This is a genomic window from Delftia sp. HK171, assembly GCF_001886655.1.
Taxonomy (GTDB): domain Bacteria; phylum Pseudomonadota; class Gammaproteobacteria; order Burkholderiales; family Burkholderiaceae_C; genus Comamonas; species Comamonas acidovorans.
This window is the reverse complement of the sequence record NZ_CP018101.1, coordinates 1,848,250-1,865,105: the sequence shown is the minus strand read 5'-3', so window position 1 is coordinate 1,865,105 and position 16,856 is coordinate 1,848,250. Positions and strand designations below refer to the sequence as shown.

Below are 16,856 nucleotides of genomic sequence, written 5' to 3'. Positions count from 1 at the left end.
ATGAGCGAGATACCCGCAGGGCTGGAGTCCCTGAGCTATTGCTTCGCAGGCGGCCGGCCGGCCGGCGCCTTTGCCCCCGTCCTGGTCGGCGTGGTCGGCTCGGGCAACCTGGAGGTGATGCTGGAGAGCACGGGCGGCGATGGCTGCGAAGTGCAGGTGCAGACCTCGGCACACGGCTTCGGCGCCATCTGGCAGGCCGTGGTGGAGGATTTCCGCGAGCGCCACCCCGTGGGCGGCGTGCGCGTGTCCATCAACGACATGGGGGCCACGCCGGCCGTGGTCAGCCTGCGGCTGGACCAGGCCCTGGCCGAACTGCAGGGAGGCCAGCCATGATCAGCTACGCGGAATGCACGGCGCGCGAGCGCCTGGCGAAGCTGCTGGATGCCGCCAGCTTCCATGAATGGCTGCCGCCCTCCGAGCGGCTGACCAGCCCGCATCTGGCACAGCTGGGCGTGCCCAGCGCCTTTGACGACGGCGTGGCCATCGGCCGGGGCCTGCTGGGCGGGCGCACGGTGTTCGTGGCCGCGCAGGAGGGCGAATTCATGGGCGGCGGCGTGGGCGAGGTGCATGGCGCCAAGCTCGTGGGCCTGCTGCGCCGCGCCCTGCTGGAGCGGCCCGCGGCCGTGCTGCTGCTGGCCGAGTCGGGCGGCGTTCGGCTGCATGAGGCCAATGCCGGGCTGATCGCGGTGTCGGAGGTCATGCGCGCCCTGCTGGACGTGCGCGCCTCGGGCATCCCTGTGGTGGTCCTCATCGGCGGGGCCAACGGCTGCTTCGGCGGCATGGGCATCGTGGCACGCTGCGCCGACCAGGTGGTGATGAGCGACATCGGCCGCCTGGCCATGTCGGGACCGGAGGTGATCGAGGCCTCGCACGGCGTCGATGAATTCGATGCGCGCGACCGCGCCCTGGTCTGGCGCACCACCGGCGGCAAGCACCGCTGGCTGTGCGGCGACTGCGATGCGCTGGTGGCCGACGATGTCGAGGCCTTCCGCGCCGCCGCCATCGCCGCGCTGGACCACTCCCGCCCGGTCACCCTTGAAGGAATGCTGCAGGAGCATGCGCTGCTGCGCGCGCGGCTGGACACCCTGGACGCCCTCAAGGCGGGCAGCGCCATCGGCCCGCAGGACGAGGCCATGCGCCTGTGGCAGGCCCTGGGCGTGCCCGACGCCTGGCGCGTACCCGACCTGGACGCCGCCGCCGTGCGTGCCTTGCGCACGACGCCCGCCACGGGCATTTCACAGGAGTAGCCGCCATGCAATGGAACACACTTGCCGAGCACCTGTTCGGCCCGGGCCACCAGATTCAGGCCAACGGCGATTTCCTCGAAGGCCACGCCGTGTTCGATGGCCAGACCCTCGCCATCGTCGGCACCACGGGCCACGCGCCCATCGGCGTGCGGCTGGCCCTGGCCCAGGCCCGGGTGGTGCTGGAGACGGTCGGCGCGCACCCTGGCCGCCCCATCGTGCTGCTGATCGACACGCAGGGCCAGCAACTGCGCCGCCATGACGAGCTGCTGGGCATCAACCGCGCCATGGCCCACCTGGGCACCTGCATCGACCTGGCTCGGCGCCGGGGCCACCGCGTCATCGGCCTGGTCTATGACCAGGCGCTGTCGGGCGGCTTCATCACCTCGGGCCTGATCGCCGATGCCTGCTACGCCCTGCCCGAGGCCGAGATCCGCGTGATGCGCATCCCCGCCATGTCGCGCATCACCAAGCTGCCCGAGTCCCTGCTCAATGCCCTGTCCGAGTCCAACCCGGTGTTCGCGCCCGGCGTGGGCAACTACGTGGCCATGGGCGGCGTGCGCGGCCTGTGGCAAGGCGATCTGCAGGCGGCGCTGCGCGACGCCCTGGCCCACAGCCCGCGCGAGGACATGCGCGCACTGGACGGCGCCGAGCGCGGCGGCCGCAAGCTGGCCGCCGAGGTGGTGCAGCGCGTTCTGGCCGCTGGATGAAGGCAGGCCGCAGCATGCTGGACACCCTGCACCGCCACCAGCTGGTGGACCTGGGCCCGCAGGCCTGGGCGGACCTGCTGGAACGCCCTTGGGATGCGCAGGCGCGCGAGATCCTCACGCACTGGCGCGACCATGCACTGCCGCTGGTGGTCGCGCGGCAGTCGGCCGAGCATGCCGCCGCCGGCCTGATGGCGCTGGGCCTGCCTGCGCCCGGGCGCTGGCAGCGGCGGCGCATGGGCTTCGATGTGGCGCGCGGCGCGGCCATCGGCACCCGCGAATTTCCCTCGCTGGACGAGCTGATGGCCTCGCACACGATCTCGTACTCGGCCTCGCCCCTCGCCACATACGGCACCTTGCAGCAGTGCCTGCGCGCTGCCGGGGCGACGGGCTTTGTCTTCGGCAGCCACGGGTGGCAGTGCATCACGGGCCTGCCCTATCTGCGGCCCGGCTCGGACATCGACCTCTGGGTGCCGGTCGATGGCGCCGAACAGGGCGATCGGCTGGCCAGCCTGCTGCAGGCCATGCCGCAGGAAGGCCCGCGCGTGGATGCCGAGCTGGTGTTTCCCGGCGGCTGGGCCGTGGCCTGGCGCGAATGGGCCGCCTGGCGTGCAGGCAAGGTGCGATCGGTCCTGGTCAAGGGCCTGCACGGGGTGGCACTGCGTGAAGACCATGAATGGTGTGCGTCGGCTGCGGCGCCTGGAGTTCCTGCATGAAACCTGCCCTTCTCCACCCGGCCCGGGCCTTGCCATCGACCGGGCATATCGGCCGCGCGGCCACGCTGGCCCTCTACGACGAGCTGTCGCTGACACCCAAGCCCGGCCTGGTGACCCTGGTGGACCGCGGCAGCCATGACGACATGGATGCCCACAGCTTCATGCGCAGCCTGTTCGCGCTGCGCAGCTACTTCCCCAAAATGGCCCAGGCAGGCAGCCAGGGCGCATCGTTTCCCGTGCTGGAGCGCCTGGGCATCGAGGCGGAGCAGCGCATGCTGGCCGCCACCGGCGGCATCAACACCCACCGTGGCGCCGTCTTCATGCTGGGCCTGCTGTGCGCGGCCGGCGGCGCGGTGCTGGCCGAGCAGGCCCGCATTCCCGGCGCCGCATGGCTGCGCGAGGCCCTGTGCCGCCACTGGGGGGAGGCGCTGCACCAGCGCAGCCTGCGGGCCTCCGCCCTGCCCGGCGGAATCGCCGCGCGCCGCCACGGCCTGCGGGGCGCCTCGCAGGAGGCTGCCCTGGGTTTCCCCATCCTGTTCGAGACCGCCGTGCCGGCGCTGGCCAGAGCGCATGCCAGCGGGCTGCCCGCTCCCTTGGCGCGGCTGGAGGCCCTGTTCCACATCATGGCGGTGCTGGACGACTGCAACCTGGCCCACCGCGCGGGCATGCAGGGGCTGCGCCATGGCCAGGATGCCGCGCGGCGCTTTCTCCAGGCGGGCGGCTGCGCGCATCCCGAAGGCCTGTCCAGGGCGCAGGCCATTTGCGACGATTTCGTGGCGCGCCGCCTTTCGCCGGGCGGCGCGGCCGATACCCTGGCGGCGGCCTGCTGGGTGCTGCGTGTCTGCGAGCGGCCATGAGCTTTGCACTGCTGTTTTCGGGCCAGGGTACGCAGCATCCCGCCATGCTCCCCTGGCTGGCGGACGATGCATGGACACAGGCAGTCTGCGAACAGCTGCAGGTTTCGCACTGGCGCGACAGGTTGGCCGATGCGCCGTGGGCCGAGTCCAACGCCGTGGCCCAGCCGCTGCTGGCGGGCCTGGCCATGGCCGCGTGGATGCAGCTGTCCCCGCAACTGCCCGCGCCTTCGGCCGTGGCGGGCTACAGCGTGGGGGAACTGCCCGCATTCGGTGCCGCGGGCGCGCTGGATGCCTGCGACATCGTTGCCCTGGCCACGCGCCGCGCGGCGGCCATGGACCGCTGCGCGCAGCAAATGCCCGGCGGCGGGCTGCTGGCCGTCAGCGGCCTGCCGCCCGCACGCATGGCCGCCCTGCTGGAGACGACCGGGCTGGCCGTGGCCATACGCAACGGCCCCGAGAACCTCATCCTGGGCGGCTCCCATGCGGCGCTGGAGCAGGCGCAGGCGCTGGCGGCCCGCCAGGGCGCGCATGCCACCCGGCTGCGCGTGCAGGTGGCTTCCCACACCCCGTGGATGCGCCAGGCCGCCCAGGCCTTCGCACAGGACCTGGGCCAGGTGGCCGTGCACGCGCCCGCCGTGGCGCTGTTCAGCAACACGGCCCGGCGGGTGCGTGACGCCGCAGGCGCCCGTGCAGCCCTGTCCGAGCAGATAGCGGGCACGGTGCACTGGGACGACTGCATGGACAGCATTGCCGCACGCCAGGTGCAGTGCGTTCTGGAAATCGGCCCCGGCCAGGCGCTGGCACGCCTGTGGAACCAGCGCCATCCGGACATTCCGGCCCGCTCCTGCGACGACTTCCGCAGCGCGGCGGCCATTGCAGGCTGGATAGGCAGGCACTGCGGGGACTGAAGCCCCGGAGCCTTGCGCCGCAGCCTTTGCGCCTGAGCTTTTTGCACCGGCTTCGTGCCCCTTGATTTCTAGACCCAGGAGACAACCACCATGAGCCAAGACCTTGCACCGTCCCTTGCACCGTCCTATCCCCCATCTGCAGAGCTGGCCCGCAATGCGCGCGTGAGCGGGCGCGCCGCCTATGACCGGCTCGTCGCGGAGGCGGACGCCGACCCCCAGGCGTTCTGGGGCCGGCTCGCACGCGAGTTCGTCGCGTGGAAGCGCCCGTTCACGCGCGTGCTCGATGAAAGCCGCGCCCCGTTCTACGAATGGTTCAATGACGGCACGCTCAACGCCAGCTGGAACTGCCTGGAGCGCAACATCCAGCGGGGGTTGGGCGAGCGCACGGCCCTCATTTTCGAAGCCGATGACGGCGCCGTGACGCAGGTGACCTATGCGCAGCTTCTTGTGCGGGTCAATCGCCTGGCCAACGCCCTGCGCAGCCTGGGCGTCGGCAAGGGCGACCGCGTCGTCATCTACATGGCCATGTCGATTGACGGCGTGGCCGCCATGCACGCCTGTGCACGCATAGGCGCCATTCACTGCGTGGTGTTCGGAGGCTTCTCCGCCACGGCGCTGCGCGACCGCATCGCGGACACGGGGGCCTGCGCCGTCATCACGGCAGACCAGCAAGTGCGGGGAGGACGGCAATTGCCCCTCAAGAGCATCGTGGACGAGGCCCTGGCCCAGCCCGGCTGCGAGCAGGTCCGCCACGTGCTGGTGGCACGGCGCACGGGCGGCGCCATCGCCATGCACCAGCCCCGGGACCTGTGGCTTGAAGAAATCACCGCAGCCCAGAGCGATGTCTGCGAACCTGAATGGGTGCAGGCCGAGCATCCGCTGTTCCTGCTCTACACCTCGGGCTCCACCGGAACCCCCAAGGGCGTCCAGCACGCCACGGGAGGCTATCTGCTGCATGCCGCCGTGACCTGCGCCTGGACCTTCGACCTGCAGCCCTCCGATGTCTTCTGGTGTACGGCGGACATCGGATGGGTGACCGGCCATACCTATATCGCCTACGGCCCGCTGGCGCTGGGCGCCACGCAGGTGGTGTTCGAGGGCGTGCCCACCTACCCGGACGCGGGACGCTTCTGGAAAATGATCGAGGCCCATGGGGTGACGGTCTTCTACACGGCGCCCACGGCCATTCGCTCGCTGATCAAGGCCGCCGACGCCGATGCGCAGGTCCATCCCGCGCGCTACGACCTGGGCAGCCTGCGCATCCTGGGGTCCGTGGGCGAGCCGATCAATCCCGCTGCCTGGCACTGGTACCACGAGCAGGTGGGCGGGGGCCGCTGCCCCATCGTCGATACGTTCTGGCAGACGGAGACGGGCGGGCACATGATCACGCCGCTGCCCGGAGCCACGGACCTGGTGCCCGGCTCCTGCACGCTGGCCTTCCCGGGCATTGCCGCCGCCGTGGTGGACGAGGCCGGCAACGAGCTGCCCTGGGGCGACAGCGGCATCCTGGTGATCAAGCGCCCCTGGCCCTCCATGATCAGGAACATCTGGGGCCATCCCGAGCGGTTTGTCGCCAGCTACTTTCCCGAAGAATTCAAGGGCCGCTACTACCTGGCGGGAGACGGCGCGGTCCGCGATGCGCGCACCGGCTACTTCACCATCACCGGCCGCATCGACGATGTGCTCAACGTCAGCGGCCACCGCATGGGCACGATGGAGATCGAGTCCGCCCTGGTGGCCATGACCGACCTGGTGGCGGAGGCCGCCGTCGTGGGGCGGCCCGATGACACGACGGGAGAGGCCATATGCGCCTTCGTCGTCCTCAAGCGTTCGCGGCCCAGCGGCGCCGAGGCGGCAGACATCGCCAGGCTGCTGCGGGAGTGGGTGGCCAAGGAGATCGGGCCGATCGCCAAGCCCAGGGACATCCGGTTCGGCGACAACCTGCCCAAGACCCGCAGCGGCAAGATCATGCGGCGATTGCTGCGCAGCATTGCACGCGGCGAGCCCATCGTGCAGGACACCTCCACCCTGGAGAACCCGGCGATCCTGGAGCAGCTGTCACAGGCCTGCTGAAGGCCAGGCTGCAATCCACAAGCAATGCAGCCTTGTCAGGCTGCGAGGCCTGCAAGGCAGCCCGCCCGTTCAAGCTCCCAGATGTTGGAAAGCAGCTGCCGGGCACGTCCCTCGCCGGCAACGGGCGCGGCAAGCTCGATGAACTTGTCCTCCAGCGCCCCATCCGACAAAGGCAGCTCGGGATCGCCCTTGCGGTCCGGCTGGAACCAGCCATGGCGGCGGCCATCCCAGGTGACGATTTCCACGCGCGCCGATCTCTTGCCAGGGAAGGCCCGGTCGATCTGCGGGTCCACCGCAACCTGGACGCGCTCGAGCATCGCGCGAACGGCGGGATCGGCCAGGCGCTCCGGGGTGTACGCCGAAAGCCGCACGCTGCCATGGACCAGGGCCGTGGCCACCACGAAACGAAGACTGAAGCGGGCTTCGTTTTCCGTCGCAGGATCGGTGTAGCAGGCAATATCCAGGGCCGGGCCATAGGTGGCCACGGCCACGCTGCAGATGTCGTCCGCCCGCAGGGCATGCTGGCTGCGCAAGGCCAGTGCGGCGTCGATGGCCGCAAAGGTATGGCCGCAGCCGACGTGGTTCTTGAAGGTGAGCCGGGTGATGTGGAAGTCCCTGCCCAGCGTCGCACCGATGTCTGACCAGTCGGGTCCGTCGCTGACTGCGCGGCCCAGGCCCAGCTCTCCATCCAGCACGTCCAGCGATCCCGTCACCCCCTGGTGCGCAAGCTGCGCGGCCAGCAGGCCGGCCTCCGCTGCGCGACCGGCATGCAGGGGCTTGGACATCGAATCCATGCGAAATGCCTGCTGCAAACCCGCAGAGAAGGTGGCCGCCGTGGCCAGTGCATGGGCGAATTGTCCTGCATCCAGCCGCAGCGCATACCCTGCGGCCGCCGCTGCCCCGAAGACGCCCACGGTGCCGGTGTTGTGCCAGAAGCGGTAGTGGGCCCGGCCCAGGGTCACGCCGATGCGGGTGGAGACCTCATAGCCCAGCACCACGGCACGCAGGAAGTCCAGGCCACTGGCCCCTGCCTGCTGGCTTGCCGCCAACGCCGCCGCAATGGTTGCGGCCCCGGGGTGGTACATGGCATCGCGGAAGCTGTCGTCCACCTCGGCGGCATGGGCCGCCGAACCGTTGAACAGTGTCGCCGCCCGCGCCGTGGCCATGCGGCCGTTTCCAAGCCGGCAGGAGCCGCGGTCCAGGTCCTCGGCAAGCACCTGCTCCAACTGTGCAAGAGGGGCCGCGCCCAGCCCCGGGAACAAAGCGGCATACCAGTCGATCACGGCACGCTTGGCATGGTGGATGACGGTTTCGGGAAGCTCGGTACGGTGGTATTGAGCGGCAAACTGCCCGAACACTTCGGTCGCATGCATGTGTGGTTTCCTTGGATTGGCCCTCAATGAGGCCGTCTTTTTCTGGAAGAAATGTGCAGTACCTGGCACCCTCAGGCCAGAACCAGCACACCATCCGCAGCGCACACGCCCTGGCCCTGCGGCAGCACGAACACCGGGTTGATCTCCGCCTCGATCACGCGGTCGCCCAGCTGGGCGGCCATTGCAGAGAACGCGACGATGGCATCGGCCAAGGCATCGACATCCGCCTTGGGGCGGCCGCGAAAGCCGTCCAGCAGCGGCCAGGTCTTGAGCTCCCTGGCCATCTCCAGCGCGTCAGACAGGCTCAGCACCCCCAGCTGAGAGCCGTCGTCCGGCAGCAACCGCAGCGTGGTGTCCTGGAACAGCTCGGCCGTCACGCCTCCCATGCCCAGCATCACGGCAGTACCCAGCGCATCCTTGTGCAGGCCAAGAATCAGCTCGATGCCGCCGGCCACCATCTGCTGCACCAGGAACCGGTCCGGGCGCACGCCCGCCCTGGCCTGCACGTCGTCCACCATCGCGCCCAACCGGGCACCTATGGTTTCCGCCGTCAGGCCGACGGCGACACCGCCGACATCGCTCTTGTGCGTGATCCGGGACGAAAGGATCTTGAGCACCACCCGGCCGCCCAGTTCGCGCGCGGCGGCTTCGGCCTCTTCGGCGGTGCGCACCACGCGCTCGGCCGCGCACGGCACGCCGAAACGGCGGAAAACGGCCTTGGCCTGCGCTTCATCGAGGCAGCCAACGGGCAGGTCCAGTTCCTGCAGGGTGTCCTTGCCGACGACCGGCTCGGAAGGCGCACCCTGGAAGCCGTTGACGCGCAGCATGCCCGCCAGCGCGGCCGTGCAGCTTTCCGCCGCAGCGAAGGCCGGCACGCCGCGTTGCGTGAGCAGCGCGCCGATCTCCGGCGCATGCGGGCTGACGTAGGCCAGCACCGGCTTGTCGGAGTGGGGGAGGCACTCCTGGATGGCACCGGCCAGCAGCTCGGGCATGGCCAAGCTGGAGGAGCCGACGATGATCACCAGCGCGTCGTAGCTCGGGCTTGCCAGCAAGGCATGGATGGCGCCGCGCAGCAGGTCGGGACGCAGGCCCGCCAGGGTCACGTCGATGGGGTTGCGGTCCAGCACGGCCTCGCTGCCGGTCTGCAGCGCACGCAGTGCGTCAGCCGTCGCCTGGTCAGGGGCCGGCGTGTCGAATCCGGCCACGCCCAGATCGTCCGATACCAGGGTGCCCGCACCGCCGGTGGACGTCAGGATGGCGATGCGCCTGCCGCGCAGCCTGCGGCCCGTGGCCAGCGCAGCGGGCACGTCCAGCAGGTCGGCAAAGCTGTGCGCACGGATCACGCCGACCTGCCGGAACAGCGCGTCGTACATGCGATCCGCACCGGCCATGGCGCCCGTGTGCGATACGGCGGCCTTGGCGCCGGCCTCGGAGCGGCCGATCTTGAAGGCCACCACGGGCTTGCCGGCACGCGCGGCCTTCAGGCAGGCGGCACGGAACCTGGCGGGATGGCGCACCGTCTCCACATACAGCGCGATCACCTTGGTGGCCGGGTCATCGGCCAGGTGGTCTATGAAGTCGGCCAGTTCCAGATCGACTTCGTTGCTGGTGGAGATGAGCTTGGACAGGCCGATGCCACGCGCGGCGGCGCGCGACAGCAGCGAGCCCAGGATGCCGCCGCTTTGCGAGACGACGCCGATGCCTCCGACGGGGAACTCGTCCATCTCCAGTGCGCCCGAGGGCGACAGCACGATCCGGTCGGTCAGGTTGACCAGCCCGATGGTGTTGGGCCCCAGCAGGCGCATGCTGCCGGCCGCCTCGATCAGCTGCCGCTGGCGGTGCGCCCCGTCCTCGCCCGTTTCCGTGTAGCCGCTGGCCAGCACGATGGCTGCCGCGCAGCCCAGCGCCGACAGCTCCCTGACGGCCTGGTGCGCACGCTCGGCGCCAAGCAGCACCACGGCCACATCAGGCACTTCAGGCAACGAGGCCACATCGGGATAGCAGGCCAGATCGCCGATGCGCTCCACGCGCGGATTGACGGGAAGAATGCGGCCGGCAAACCCGTGCTTTTGCAGGTAGGCCACCGGGCGGCCCGTGGTTTTCTTCAGGTCGGCAGAGGCGCCTATGACGGCGACACTGCGCGGCGACAGCAGCTTGGCAATGGCTTCGCTCATGGCATCACTCCTTGCCGGCCGTCTTGGCCAGGAAGGCCTCCACCGATGCGCGGTGTTCACTGCTGGTGTAGCAGATGCCCTGGGCCTGGCTGCCCTGGGCGAAGACATCGTGCGAAGACAGCTCGAAGCTCTGGTTCAGGATGGTCTTGGTCAATGCCAGCGCGGTGGAAGAAGCCGAGGACAGCTCGCGCGCCCAGGCCTGGGCGTCTGCCACCAAGGTCTCGGCACTGGCCTGGCGGTCCACGATGCCCAGGGCCAGGGCTTCCGGCAGCTTGACCTGGCGGCCGGTGAAGATCAGCTCCTTGGCCTTGGCCAGGCCCACACGGCGCGGCAGGAAATACATGCCGCCGCCGTCCGGGATGATGCCGCGCAGCACATAGCTCCACGCGAAGCTGGCCCATTCGCTGGCGATCACGAAGTCGCAGGCCAGCGCCGTGTCTGCCCCCAGGCCCGAAGCCGCGCCGTTGACGGCGGCGATCACGGGCTTGGGCATGGTGTGCAGCAGGGCCTGGACATGGTGCACGCGCTGCTGGCGTTGCCAGCCGTTGAAGCCCACCTCGCCCGCGGGAGCATTCATGCGCCTTTGCATTCCGGCAATGTCCCCGCCTGCGCAAAATCCCTTGCCCGCGCCTGTCAGCACCAGGGCCTTGATGGCCTTGTCTGCCGCCACGCGCTCCAGGGCATCGATGAACTCGGTGCGCATGTCGTCACTCATGGCGTTGCGCTTGTCGGGGCGGTTCAGGGTCAGGGTCGCCACCGCGTCGGCGACATTCAGTTGGATCAGTTCGTAGTTCATGGCGTGCTCTGAAAGCGATCGCAGCCAGTGCGATCAATCGGGATGGATGTTGTTTTGCTTGACGATCTGCGCCCAGCGCTTTTCCTCGGCCTGCACATAGGTGTCCAGTTCCGCCGCAGGTCCGGCATTGACCATCAGGCCCTCGTGCTCCAACTTGCGAACGAACTCCGGCGAGCGGGCCGCCTTGCGGGCCGCGGCGTTCAGGCGATCGATCACGGCAGCGGGCGTGGCGGCCGGCGCGTACAGGCCGTACCAGCTCTCGACGCGGTAGCCCGGGACGGTGACGGCGATGGGTGGCACGTTCTTGAATGCCGCAGACGGCTCGGCCGTGGTGACCCCCAGCACGCGCAGCTTGCCGTTGTCGATGAAGGTGGATACCGCCGCCGCCGTGGCAAACATCATGTCCACCTGCCCGCCCATGAGATCGGTGAGCGCCGGGCCTGCGCCGCGGTAGGGCACATGGGTGAGCCTGACCTTGGCAAGGTTGGCGAACAGCTCACCCGCCAGATGCGCCGAAGTCCCGGCGCCCTGCGAGGCATAGGTCAGCTTGTCGGGACTGGCCTTGGCGGCGGCCATCACGTCCGCCACCGTCTTGTACGGACTGGCGGCGGGCACCACCAGCACGTTGGGGCCGCGGCCGATCAGGATCACCGGGGCAAAGGCTTTGTTGCTCCCGTACGGCAGCTTGGCCTGCAACGCCGGATTGACGGCGTGCGCGAACGAAGCCACGACCAAGGAATATCCGTCCGGCGCACTCTTGGCAACGTTGTCGGTGCCGATGATCGTGCCGGCACCGGGCTTGTTGTCCACGATGACGGGCTGGCCCAGGTCCTTGGCCATCTCGGCCCCCAGCGTGCGGGCGATCAGGTCCGTTCCACCGCCTGGCGCAAAGGGCACGACGAGGCGCACGGGCTTTTCCGGGAAGGCTGCAGATGCTGCGCTGCAGACAGTCGCGAGCACGGCAATGAACGCAATGGCCCTTGCACAACGGCGGGCGGCGAAACTGGGCATGGTGTGTCTCCTGGTTCTATGGACAGAGGTCCGGTCACTGCGCCAGCGTTGCGATGACGCTGGCGACTGGCTTGTGAAAGCTTAGGGAAACGCACCGCGCTTGTGACCCCCCATATTCCAACCAGTGAAACTCCAAAGCGGGCGCGCCAGAGCCTGCGGCTGCATTTCCCTTGCATTCGGTGGAATACTTGGCTTCCATCAGGCGCCCGTACCCGGGCAGGAAGAACACAGCTTTCGACACCGGGGCAAGCGCGTCCTCCCACCAGCGGCAGCAGCATGACGAACAGGCGATCCCCCATCCTCCATGACAAGCCGGGACAGTCCCCGAGCAACCGCTCCCTGGAAAGAGGCGTCGAAATACTGCGTGCGTTCAGGCCCGGCTCGGAACTGCTGGGCAACAGCGACCTGGCGGAACGCACCGGCCTGTCCAAGGCCACGGTCACCCGGCTGACGCAGACCCTGGTGGGCTGCGGCATGCTGCAGGCCGACCACCCGAGCCGGGCCTTTCGCCTGGCCCCGGCGGTCCTGAGCCTGGCGCACGCCATGCGCACAGGCTCGACGGTGCTGTCGATTGCGGCGCCCCTGATGCGCACCCTCGCCGAGACACGCAGGATCAACGTGGGCCTGGCATGTCCCGACCGGGACGAGATGGTCTACCTGGAATCCATCCGCTACAACCGCCGGATCGTGCTCAGGCATGTGGTCTCGGGCCAGCGCGTTCCCATGGAACTGACATCACTGGGGCGTGCCTACCTGGCAGCGGCGCCATCGGCCAGGCGCAAGGCCTTGCTCGACAGCTTCAGGCTCAAGAGAGGCGCCCAATGGCCTGCGCTGGAGCAGCAGATCCAGGCGGCGATCAAGTCCGTGAAAAGCCAAGGCTTCTGCGCCGCATCGTGGCAGCCGGAAGTGGTTGCGCTGGCCACGCCGCTGGTGACACCCGATGCCATCTATGTCCTGAACTGCAGCGTCTCCACCACGGAGCCTTTGCCGGCCATCGTGCAGGAGCTGCATCCGGCCTTGCTGCAACTGGGCCGGCAGATTGAAAGCCTGCTGGAAAAACTGTAATGCTCTCCCAGCAATATGCGCCCACCGCTGGCAAGCAGGGTTTCCAAAAATCGCTCAGACTAGGCACAAACGACTTTTGGCACTCCAAAAATGAGTGCAACCGTCTGAAAAACCCACGGAACTTTGGCTTTAGCACTCGGTCATAACGAGTGCTAATATGAAGGAATGGAAGAAAGGAACTCTGCAATGACAAACGCCTCCGGCTCCATTGCGACCACCTTGGCACCCGCTAACCCCTGGGCCCTGGTGCCGCCTCTGGGCAATTTGGATGCCTACATTTCCGCGGTCAACCGCCTGCCCATGCTCACCCTTGAGGAAGAGCAGGACTACGCCCGCAAGCTCAAAGAACACAGCGATCTGGACGCCGCAGGGCGTCTGGTGATGTCCCACCTGCGCCTGGTGGTGTCCATCTCGCGCCAGTACCTGGGCTACGGCCTGCCGCACGGCGACCTGATCCAGGAAGGCAACGTGGGCCTGATGAAGGCCGTCAAGCGCTTCGACCCCGATCAGAACGTGCGCCTGGTGAGCTACGCCATGCACTGGATCAAGGCCGAGATCCACGAGTACATCCTCAAGAACTGGCGCATGGTCAAGGTCGCCACGACCAAGGCCCAGCGCAAGCTGTTCTTCAACCTGCGCTCCATGAAGCAGGGCCTGAAGTCCGACGCCGCCATGGCCGAGGACGGCGCCATGCTGCGTGACACGCTGACCTCGGGCGAGATCGACGCCGTGGCCGAGAAGCTCAACGTCAAGCGCGAAGAGGTCATGGAGATGGAAACGCGCCTGGCCGGTGGCGACGTGCTGCTGGACCCCTCGCCCAGCGACGATGGCGAGCAGGCCTTCGGCCCCATCGCCTACCTGGCCGATGGCGCCCACGAACCCACGGCCATGATCGAGTCGCGCCAGCGTGACCACCTGGCCACCGACGGCATTGCCATGGCGCTGGATTCGCTGGACGACCGCAGCCGCCGCATCGTCGAGGAGCGCTGGCTCAAGGTCAACGACGACGGCTCGGGCGGCATGACGCTGCATGAGCTGGCCGCCGTCTACGGTGTCAGCGCCGAGCGCATCCGCCAGATCGAGGTGGCTGCCATGAAGAAGATGAAGAAGGCCCTGGCCGAGTTCGCCTGATGGCCTGACGGCCTGGGCTGACAAGCCGCTTCAAGACAAACCCGGATAATCTCCGGGTTTTTTATTGCCCGCAGCCTTTGCGGCCCCCACGTACCCCATGCCCGCCAGCGCCATCTCGCCACTACGCCGCCTCTTCGCCAATGCCTTGGCCACCGCCCTGGCCTCGGCCCTGCTGCCTTGCGCTGCCGTGGCGGGCGACAACTGGCCCAGCAAGCCGCTGCACCTGATCGTCGGCTTTCCCGCAGGATCTTCCCCGGACCTCACGGCGCGCGCACTGGCCGAGCCGCTGGAAAAGCGCCTGGGCCAGCCCGTCATCGTCGAGAACAAGGTGGGCGCAGGTGGCAACATCGCAGGCGAGCAGGTGGCCCGTGCGCGCGACGACCATACCTTCAGCGTGATGATCAACGGCAACCTGACGATTGCCCGCCTGCTCAACCCCGCCGTGCGCTACGACCCTGTGAAGGACCTGCAGCCCGTCAGCCTGATCGGCGTGGCGCCCCTGGTGCTGGTGGCTCCGGCCGGCGCGCCCGAGGGCCGGGCCTTCCTGGAGGCCGCTGCCCAGGCCGGCAACCGCTGGAGCTACGGCTCCCCTGGCGTGGGCACGGTGGGCCACCTGGGCATGGAGCTGCTCAAGAGCCGCTCCGCGCTCAGGCCCGAACACATTCCCTACCCCGGCTATCCGCAGGTGTTCAACGCCATCCAGGGGGGCGACCTGCAGCTGTCCATGCTGCCGCCCGCACTGGCCATGGCCCAGGTGCAGGCCGGCAAGCTGCGCGGCGTGGCCGTGACCTCGGCCGCGCGCAGCCCTCTGGCGCCGGGACTGCCCAGCCTCAAGGAGCTGGGCGTGGGGGATTTCGATCTGGAGATCTGGAACGCCGTGGCCGCGCCCAAGGCCATGCCCGCCGCCCATGTGCAGAAGCTGGCCGAAGCGGTCAGCGAGATCGTGCGCTCGCCCGAGATGCGTGCACGCCTGGCCGCCCAGGGCTGGCAGGCTGTCGGCAGCTCGCCCGAGGGCCTGGCCCTGCGCATACGCCAGGACGTGACGGCACTGGGCCGCATCATCCGCGAACAGGGAATCCACGCGCAATGACGTGCTCGATCACACTGCCATGACCGCTGCCCAAGCCTTCACCGAACTCAACGCCTGGCAGGTCATGGCCTGGGGCCTGCTCTTCTTCGGCGTGCTGTACACGGCCGGCGGCCGGGGCATGACGGCGCTCACGCGCTGGCTGCAGCGGCGCGGCGTGGGCCGCGTGCTGGACACGCGCCCGCTCAAGCCCGACCAGTTGCGCCGCGAATGGCGCCAGTCGCTGCATTCGGTGCTGATCTTCGGCATCGGCATGATCGTGCCCTGGGGCCTTCTGCAATTGGGTTGGGCGCGGCTGGAGCCCGATGCAGGCCCCTGGCGCATTGCCATCGAAATCGTGGTGCTGCTGATCTGGAACGATGTGCATTTCTGGATCAACCACCGCCTGCTGCATACGCGGCTGCTGGGGCGCTTTCATGGTGACCATCACCGCTCCATCGTCACCACGCCGTGGTCCACCTACAGCTTCCATCCCATCGAGGCGCTGATGCTGGGCAACGTCATCCTGCTGCCCATGGTGGTGCATGACTTCAGTTTCTGGTCGCTGGCCTCGGTGCCGGTACTCAGCCTGCTGCTGAACGTCATAGGCCACTCCAACTACGACTTCTTTCCCGGGGTGCCCGACACGCATGCGCTGGCCGCCAGCCGGCGCCACCATCTGCACCATGCCCGGCCCAATGGCAACTACGGCTTTGCGCTGGCCTTCATGGACCGGCTGATGCGCACGCGCGTGGCCCTGCCCGCCACGGCCCGGCCCAGGACGGAATGAGCCGACCGCCTGCTCGCCACGTCCAGCCACGGCTGCCCCGGCTGCGCCACTGGCGCGACCTGCAGTCGCTGGCCTATCTGGTGGCGCTGCCGCTGATCGTGTGGTGGCAGTGGCAGCACGGCTGGAACCTGTGGCTCTACGGGATCGAGCTGTTCCTCACGCTGGGCGTGGGCGTCATCCACCACAACCACACGCATTTGCGCATGTGGCGCGGGCGCTGGGCCAACCGCATCACCGACTACTGGCTGACCCTGCTGCAGGGCCACCCGACCTTTGTGTTCTGGCCCGCCCATGTGGCCAACCACCACCGCTTCCGCCACGGCCCGCGCGACATGGCGCGCACCTACCGCTTCGGCGGCGACCACAACCATCTGCTGGGCTACCTGCTCCACCCGCTGCAGGCCGGCTGGGTGCTGTACCCGCTGTTCCTGCGCTGGCTGGGCCAGTTGCGGCGGCATTGGCCCGGCGCCTTTCGCTACTGCATGGGCCAGTACCTGCTGTGGCTGGGCAGCTGGGCGCTGCTGCTGTCGCTGGATTGGCAAAAGGCCTTGCTGCTGGTGATCGTTCCCCAGCTGCATGGCCTGCACTGGCTGCTGGCCACCAACTACCTGCAGCACGCCCATGCCGATGGCCGGCCACTGACGCGCAGCCAGCGGCTGGACAGCGCCACGCCACTGAACTACGCGCGCAATTTCGAGGGCTGGGTCAATCCGCTGCTGTTCAACATCGGCCTGCACACGGCCCACCACGAGCGGCCCCAGGCCCACTGGTCCGAGCTCACGCGCCTGCACAGCGAACACTATCGCCAGCGCGTGGCCCCTGCGCTCAACGAAGGCGGACTGCTACCCTACATGGCCCGCGTCTTCGTGCTCGGCACGGTCTGGCCGCCGGCGCGCACGCGTGCGCAAATGCCTCCCGGAACATACGACTGATACGACCCTGAAC

16 protein-coding genes are annotated in these 16,856 nt (G+C 68.7%); 12 read left to right on the top strand and 4 right to left on the bottom strand.

Annotated features, from left to right (window positions below; translation table 11 throughout):
* The 7 genes from mdcC (at position 1) to acs (ending at position 6,505) form a co-directional block, all read left to right on the top strand.
* On the top strand, positions 1-333 hold the full coding sequence (gene mdcC / locus BO996_RS08410) for a malonate decarboxylase acyl carrier protein (RefSeq protein WP_012203694.1): 333 nt from the start codon (positions 1-3) through the stop codon (positions 331-333).
* Complete coding sequence (locus BO996_RS08405) at positions 330-1,247, top strand: biotin-independent malonate decarboxylase subunit beta (protein WP_071954492.1); 918 nt, start codon at positions 330-332, stop codon at positions 1,245-1,247. The genes mdcC and BO996_RS08405 overlap by 4 nt, the downstream gene beginning before the upstream one ends.
* A gap of 5 nt (positions 1,248-1,252) precedes the next feature.
* Positions 1,253-1,954, top strand: a complete 702-nt coding sequence (locus BO996_RS08400) for a biotin-independent malonate decarboxylase subunit gamma (protein ID WP_043824644.1) — start codon at positions 1,253-1,255, stop codon at positions 1,952-1,954.
* Positions 1,955-1,968: 14 nt separating this feature from the next.
* Complete coding sequence (mdcG, locus tag BO996_RS08395; RefSeq protein WP_232240483.1) at positions 1,969-2,667, top strand: malonate decarboxylase holo-[acyl-carrier-protein] synthase; 699 nt, start codon at positions 1,969-1,971, stop codon at positions 2,665-2,667.
* Entirely contained in the window at positions 2,664-3,524 is an 861-nt protein-coding gene (gene mdcB, locus BO996_RS08390) for a triphosphoribosyl-dephospho-CoA synthase MdcB (RefSeq protein ID WP_071954490.1), read from the top strand. The genes mdcG and mdcB overlap by 4 nt, the downstream gene beginning before the upstream one ends.
* On the top strand, positions 3,521-4,432 hold the full coding sequence (locus BO996_RS08385; protein WP_071954489.1) for an acyltransferase domain-containing protein: 912 nt from the start codon (positions 3,521-3,523) through the stop codon (positions 4,430-4,432). Before mdcB ends, BO996_RS08385 begins: the two co-directional genes overlap by 4 nt.
* A gap of 90 nt (positions 4,433-4,522) precedes the next feature.
* Positions 4,523-6,505: an acetate--CoA ligase gene (acs, locus tag BO996_RS08380; RefSeq protein WP_071954488.1), complete on the top strand. Its 1,983-nt coding sequence runs from the start codon at positions 4,523-4,525 to the stop codon at positions 6,503-6,505.
* A gap of 35 nt (positions 6,506-6,540) precedes the next feature.
* Here acs and BO996_RS08375 read toward each other — a convergent pair whose 3' ends face one another.
* The 4 genes from BO996_RS08375 to BO996_RS08360 all read right to left on the bottom strand — a co-directional run bounded on the left by BO996_RS08375 (position 6,541) and on the right by BO996_RS08360 (position 11,859).
* Complete coding sequence (locus BO996_RS08375) at positions 6,541-7,878, bottom strand: MmgE/PrpD family protein (protein ID WP_071954487.1); 1,338 nt, start codon at positions 7,876-7,878, stop codon at positions 6,541-6,543.
* Between the two features lie 71 nt (positions 7,879-7,949).
* A complete protein-coding gene (locus BO996_RS08370; RefSeq protein WP_071954486.1) occupies positions 7,950-10,052 on the bottom strand; it encodes an acetate--CoA ligase family protein in 2,103 nt (700 codons plus the stop codon).
* Between the two features lie 4 nt (positions 10,053-10,056).
* A complete protein-coding gene (locus BO996_RS08365) occupies positions 10,057-10,848 on the bottom strand; it encodes an enoyl-CoA hydratase/isomerase family protein (RefSeq protein ID WP_046239522.1) in 792 nt (263 codons plus the stop codon).
* Between the two features lie 33 nt (positions 10,849-10,881).
* Positions 10,882-11,859 (bottom strand): tripartite tricarboxylate transporter substrate binding protein, encoded by a 978-nt coding sequence (locus BO996_RS08360; protein ID WP_071954485.1) that lies wholly within the window; start codon positions 11,857-11,859, stop codon positions 10,882-10,884.
* A gap of 276 nt (positions 11,860-12,135) precedes the next feature.
* Here BO996_RS08360 and BO996_RS08355 point away from each other — a divergent pair, with 276 nt between their 5' ends.
* The 5 genes from BO996_RS08355 to BO996_RS08335 all read left to right on the top strand — a co-directional run bounded on the left by BO996_RS08355 (position 12,136) and on the right by BO996_RS08335 (position 16,843).
* Complete coding sequence (locus tag BO996_RS08355; protein WP_034390686.1) at positions 12,136-12,924, top strand: IclR family transcriptional regulator; 789 nt, start codon at positions 12,136-12,138, stop codon at positions 12,922-12,924.
* A gap of 186 nt (positions 12,925-13,110) precedes the next feature.
* Positions 13,111-14,055, top strand: coding sequence for an RNA polymerase sigma factor RpoH (rpoH, locus tag BO996_RS08350; RefSeq protein ID WP_012203622.1), 945 nt, complete (start codon positions 13,111-13,113; stop codon positions 14,053-14,055).
* Positions 14,056-14,152: 97 nt separating this feature from the next.
* Entirely contained in the window at positions 14,153-15,145 is a 993-nt protein-coding gene (locus tag BO996_RS08345) for a Bug family tripartite tricarboxylate transporter substrate binding protein (RefSeq protein WP_071957051.1), read from the top strand.
* A 19-nt stretch (positions 15,146-15,164) separates the two neighbouring features.
* Positions 15,165-15,911, top strand: a complete 747-nt coding sequence (locus BO996_RS08340; RefSeq protein ID WP_071954484.1) for a sterol desaturase family protein — start codon at positions 15,165-15,167, stop codon at positions 15,909-15,911.
* Complete coding sequence (locus BO996_RS08335) at positions 15,908-16,843, top strand: fatty acid desaturase (RefSeq protein WP_071954483.1); 936 nt, start codon at positions 15,908-15,910, stop codon at positions 16,841-16,843. Before BO996_RS08340 ends, BO996_RS08335 begins: the two co-directional genes overlap by 4 nt.
* The last annotated feature ends 13 nt before the right edge of the window (positions 16,844-16,856 follow it).